Genomic DNA, 4,529 nt, shown 5'->3' on the forward strand with positions numbered 1-4,529 from the left:
ATAGAAAAGATATCTCTGATTTATTTTTAGACATTGATTTTCTATAAATTATTATGTACAAGTGGGATATAAGTATTTGTTTCAATATACTACCTGTACATAATACCGTTTCGCCATAAATTTCCGATAGACACAGCGCCTACCTCTTGATATAATATATTTCAGGAGGTGCTTGCAATGAAAATAGCCATATGTGATGATGAACCGATTTTCGTTGATAAGTTAAAAAAATTGGTGAACAAGTATTTTAATGACAAAAATATTTCTCATAGCATAGATACTTATTTAAATGGAATTTCGCTATTTACTAATTGTTCTATTAAAAATGTAGCTTACGACCTAATTTTACTTGATATAGAAATGCCTACTATGCAAGGAACTGATGTGGTCGCAAAGTTAAAGGAATGCCACAAAAATATTCCAGTAATTTTTATATCCAGCAAAATCAATTACGGGGATGTTGCTGTTGAACTTCGTGTCTATCGCTACATATATAAAATAAACATTGATCATAAACTGCAGGAAGCGCTCGATTCGATATTACACCATTTAATAAACAATTCTGCCGAAATTGATGCTGAAGATAACGGGAAAATCATTAAAATAAAAATATCAAATATTCTATATTTACAATCGTGCGATAAAAAAATAGAGTGTTATTTAGATAGTGGAAAAATTGTATACATAAAAAGTTCGCTCAAAGACATTGAGAACAACGTCACATTTTTCAGGTTTGTACGAATTCATAAAAGTATATTAGTAAATTTTGACCGTTCGTCTTTTGAGAATAAAAAAATCATTTTAGACAATAACATGACACTTGATATATCAAGGAACAGGAAACAGCACGTTACAAATAGGTATATGGAGTTGATGTCCACGTGAAAATTCTTATGAATGTTTTGGAACTATCTGCTTCAATTTGCGAATGTGTTATGATAACATATTTTATTACTAAAATACTTGGATTTAAGAAAAATGAATATAGAGCTACTAAATTTCTATTGTTAACATTTGCATCAATAATTGACTGCTTATTTTTAGAAAAAATCATTCCTGCATCAATAGCAGAAACTGTTCCTGGATTGCTTGAAATGATAATATGCATAGTTTTTTCTTGTATATTTCTTAACGGTGCAGTATTCTTTAAATGTTATGTTGCCTTTCTGAGTAATTATCTTTTGTTTTTAATTAATACTCCGGTATTAATGATTGCTAGTCATATAGGAAACTCATCGAATTTAGGAGCAATGATTTATTCAGAAGAAACAATTAGGATAAGCATTCTAATTTCAACAAAACTTTTATACTTTATTGCCACAAAGGCATTAATAATTTTTTATGAAAAACAAAAAAGAACAACTGACTACAGGCTAACTAATCCATCGTGGTTCATTTTATTATTTATTTGCGCAGCATTCTTTATGGCAGGGTTAGCTGTATTTCAAAAATCTGTGCAAACTTACAATCCATTTATTATGTTGGTGGCGAGTATTATTGCATTTGCGTGTATTGCATTAACATATTTTATTTTATATATGGCGGGTGTGAATAAAAAAGAAAAAGGGTATTTGCAGCTTCAGCAAAACATGAACGACATGTTACAAAGAGAATTTCATAATTTCAAAGATAGCACAAATAGACTCTTCTCTTTAAACCACGATACTAAAAATAATTATGCTGCACTATTATCAATACTCGAAAATGGAGAAATAGAAAAGGCAGAAGAGAAATTAAAGTATTTATTAAATGCTTATTCTGAAAAAGATGTAAAAGAAGTGCATATTTCCAACGCGGCCGTTCGATCCATTGTTAAAATGAAATTAACAGACTGTAAAAATAAGGGCATAGAATTTTCCTGCAATGAATTCAATGAAAATATTGATATTGATGAACTGGATTTATGCAATGTTTTAGGAAATTTATTAAACAATGCAATTGAAGCCTGTGAGAATATTGAAAACTCTAACATTAAATTATCGTTAATTAAAAATAAAAAATTGTTGTTGATATCAGTGACAAACTCATTAGAAACTTCTGTAATCAATGAAAATAAAAATCTTAAAACTACAAAATCGGATAAAAAATTTCATGGATATGGTATTAAAAATATTCGTGACATAGCGTCTAAATACAACGGCAAAACTGAATTTACTGAGGAGAACGGGCAATTTGTCGCTCGTGTATGGTTGATGGCGTAATTTTATTTTAAGGGTATGATTTCAAATCGCACCCTTGTACTAAAGGGTAACATTTCAAATGTGACCCTTACTTCTATTGCATATCCGACAGAAAGTTACTGACACCAAATCTGGATTGAGTGAAGAAAATAAGACTTCTAAAATTTAACAAGTCCTAATAAAACAAAAAAAGCCTATCGGGATTACTCCTGATAGGCTTAAGTTTTGAAATGTGACTTTTAAAGACATGAAAAAAAGCGGCAAGGAGAGATCCTGCCGCTTTAATTATAAAAAATAGAGCGAAATATTTCTCCCCCGCTCCGCAAAAATGTATAACATTTTTTCCTTGTGCATAATAATATATCATATTTTAAAGAAATTGTCAAGAATAGAAAAGAAACATTTTTCGCTAAAAAAATATATATAATTATCTTTGTTTTTATTGACATCCAACTCCAAAAGAATTATAATTATTTGGAACGCCAGAACAGTAATACACTTATTTCATGTTAATTACTATAGATTAATTGACAAAATTATACAAAATTCAACGAGTAAATTTATGTTAATTTGCCAACATTTTTTCCAGATATTTACAAAATTGGTATAAAATGGTACAATGTAAAAAATGAAATAATAATGGAGTTCATTTAAATGGAAGTAACAAAGATTACGGCTTATCACGGAACTGATAATAAATATCTACATAGTATTTTAAATGATGGTTTTCAATGTAAGACAAATGATGAGCATTGGTTAGGAAATGGCGTTTATTTTTTTATTGAATACGAACTTGCAAAATGGTGGGCTACGAATGAACATAAAAATTTTGGTAATACTATAACAAACCCTATCGTCATTGAATCTGAGATAACATATGACCGTGATTATGTTATTGATCTTCGATTGCTTGAAGATTATAATTGGATTTATCAACAATATTGTGAATTTCATCACTATTTATTAGAAAATGGGGCAGATAAAATAACAGGAAAAAAGTTAAGATGTGCTTTTTTTGATTGGTTAAGAGAAGAATATGATGTACAATTAACTATTGCTGGGTTTAATAAAAAACATTCATCATATTTAAATGGAAAATTAGACAATTTTAATATCCCATATATTGAATATCAAGTGTGCGTATACGATAATTCTATATGCAGTATAAAAGGAGTTGTTTGATATGAAAAAAAAGAAAGATGGAAATAGTTTCGAACGCTTTAAAAAGGCATGTGAAAAAAATGGAATTAAGTTAAATAATAAGCCAACAGATAAACTTATTATTATTGACGAAAATGGGATAGAACATACAGTTGATGAAAGCTTCAATTTATTTAATAATTATGCCTCTTCTTTATTTTATAAAAACATAAGTTATTCAAAAGTTATTATTCCTATGGATAAGAATGATAATTGTTTATTATCAAAAGAAAATATTGACTATAAAAATAATAACAATACAGTTAATATTTATAAATTTGGAAGCTATGTGGCTTAAGGAGTTAATATGAAAGAAAGTTTTTTCCAATTTCAAGATCCTGTTTTATTAAAAATGAATTATAACGAAAATGAAAATTTTAATATACAAGAATTCAAAAAAATGAAAATGGATTTTGAAGTATTTGTAAATAAAAATAAGGACTTTTCTGCATTTGTTTCTTTAGAATTAGAAATTGGTAATGAAGAAAATAACCCTTTTTATATTAATATAAAAATGGGTTCTAAATTTACATGGATCGATGATGTTCCAGACAAAATGATAAATGAATTATTACATGTTAATGCCCCTGTACTATTAACAGGATATATAAGACCTATAATATCACTAATTACATCTTCTTCAAGGTTTCCTACTTTTTATCTACCATTTATTGATTTTACAAATGAATTAGAGCATGAAAAAAAACCCTCAGACACTTAAGTCCGAGGGACTTTTTTACTTATAAACAAAAAACCCGTCAGGAAATTCTCCTAACGGGCTTAACTGTGTATCAGCGGCATAATTATTTCAGCAAATTAATTATACCACACTTTTTTTGAATTATCAATATACATCAATAATTTGTTATGATAAGTTCCTTATATGTACCGCTAGAAAGATTATTCTGTCTTTCAACAGCCGTAATATTGTAGTCCTTGTACAATTCACGTATATATTCATCGTCATTGTAAGAGAGAATAAAACGTCCTTTAATATTGCTTAAAGATCTATTTAATCGTTCGTGGTCATTTTGGGTAAACGGATTATTATAAATTTTTTCTTTAGTATTGTACGGCGGATCGCAATAAAAAAGTGCATTCGGACGGTCATAAACCTTTATCAATTTTTCAAAATCTTCATTTTCAATA

The 4,529-nt window shown here is 28.2% G+C and carries 6 protein-coding genes; 5 read left to right on the forward strand and 1 reads right to left on the reverse strand.

All coding sequences use genetic code 11. The annotated features are described in order from the left end of the window. The first annotated feature begins 177 nt into the window (after positions 1-177). The 5 genes from OCV67_RS12765 to OCV67_RS12785 all read left to right on the forward strand — a co-directional run bounded on the left by OCV67_RS12765 (position 178) and on the right by OCV67_RS12785 (position 4,101). The gene (locus OCV67_RS12765) at positions 178-885 is read left to right on the forward strand and encodes a LytR/AlgR family response regulator transcription factor (RefSeq protein WP_147644324.1); all 708 of its coding nucleotides are present in this window, start codon (positions 178-180) and stop codon (positions 883-885) included. Next, the gene (locus OCV67_RS12770; protein WP_147644325.1) at positions 882-2,201 is read left to right on the forward strand and encodes a sensor histidine kinase; all 1,320 of its coding nucleotides are present in this window, start codon (positions 882-884) and stop codon (positions 2,199-2,201) included. Before OCV67_RS12765 ends, OCV67_RS12770 begins: the two co-directional genes overlap by 4 nt. Before the next feature lie 633 nt (positions 2,202-2,834). Continuing rightward, the gene (locus tag OCV67_RS12775; protein ID WP_147644326.1) at positions 2,835-3,362 is read left to right on the forward strand and encodes a hypothetical protein; all 528 of its coding nucleotides are present in this window, start codon (positions 2,835-2,837) and stop codon (positions 3,360-3,362) included. Position 3,363: 1 nt separating this feature from the next. Next, positions 3,364-3,678 (forward strand): hypothetical protein, encoded by a 315-nt coding sequence (locus OCV67_RS12780; protein ID WP_147644327.1) that lies wholly within the window; start codon positions 3,364-3,366, stop codon positions 3,676-3,678. A gap of 9 nt (positions 3,679-3,687) precedes the next feature. Further along, positions 3,688-4,101, forward strand: a complete 414-nt coding sequence (locus OCV67_RS12785; protein WP_147644328.1) for a protein-export chaperone SecB — start codon at positions 3,688-3,690, stop codon at positions 4,099-4,101. Between the two features lie 133 nt (positions 4,102-4,234). On the opposite strand, the gene OCV67_RS12790 is transcribed toward OCV67_RS12785, so the two are convergent. Continuing rightward, a partial coding sequence (locus OCV67_RS12790; protein ID WP_147644329.1) for a DNA adenine methylase occupies positions 4,235-4,529 on the reverse strand: 295 nt, incomplete at its 5' end.

This window comes from Porcipelethomonas ammoniilytica, from assembly GCF_025567485.1.
Lineage (GTDB): Bacteria > Bacillota > Clostridia > Oscillospirales > Ruminococcaceae > Porcipelethomonas > Porcipelethomonas ammoniilytica.

Excerpts from the sequence above, each read along its gene's own strand:
- OCV67_RS12765 (WP_147644324.1), top strand. The coding sequence starts at position 178 with ATGAAAATAGCCATATGTGATGATGAACCGATTTTCGTTGATAAGTTA.
- OCV67_RS12775 (WP_147644326.1), top strand. The coding sequence starts at position 2,835 with ATGGAAGTAACAAAGATTACGGCTTATCACGGAACTGATAATAAATAT.
- OCV67_RS12780 (WP_147644327.1), top strand. The coding sequence starts at position 3,364 with ATGAAAAAAAAGAAAGATGGAAATAGTTTCGAACGCTTTAAAAAGGCA.
- OCV67_RS12785 (WP_147644328.1), top strand. The coding sequence starts at position 3,688 with ATGAAAGAAAGTTTTTTCCAATTTCAAGATCCTGTTTTATTAAAAATG.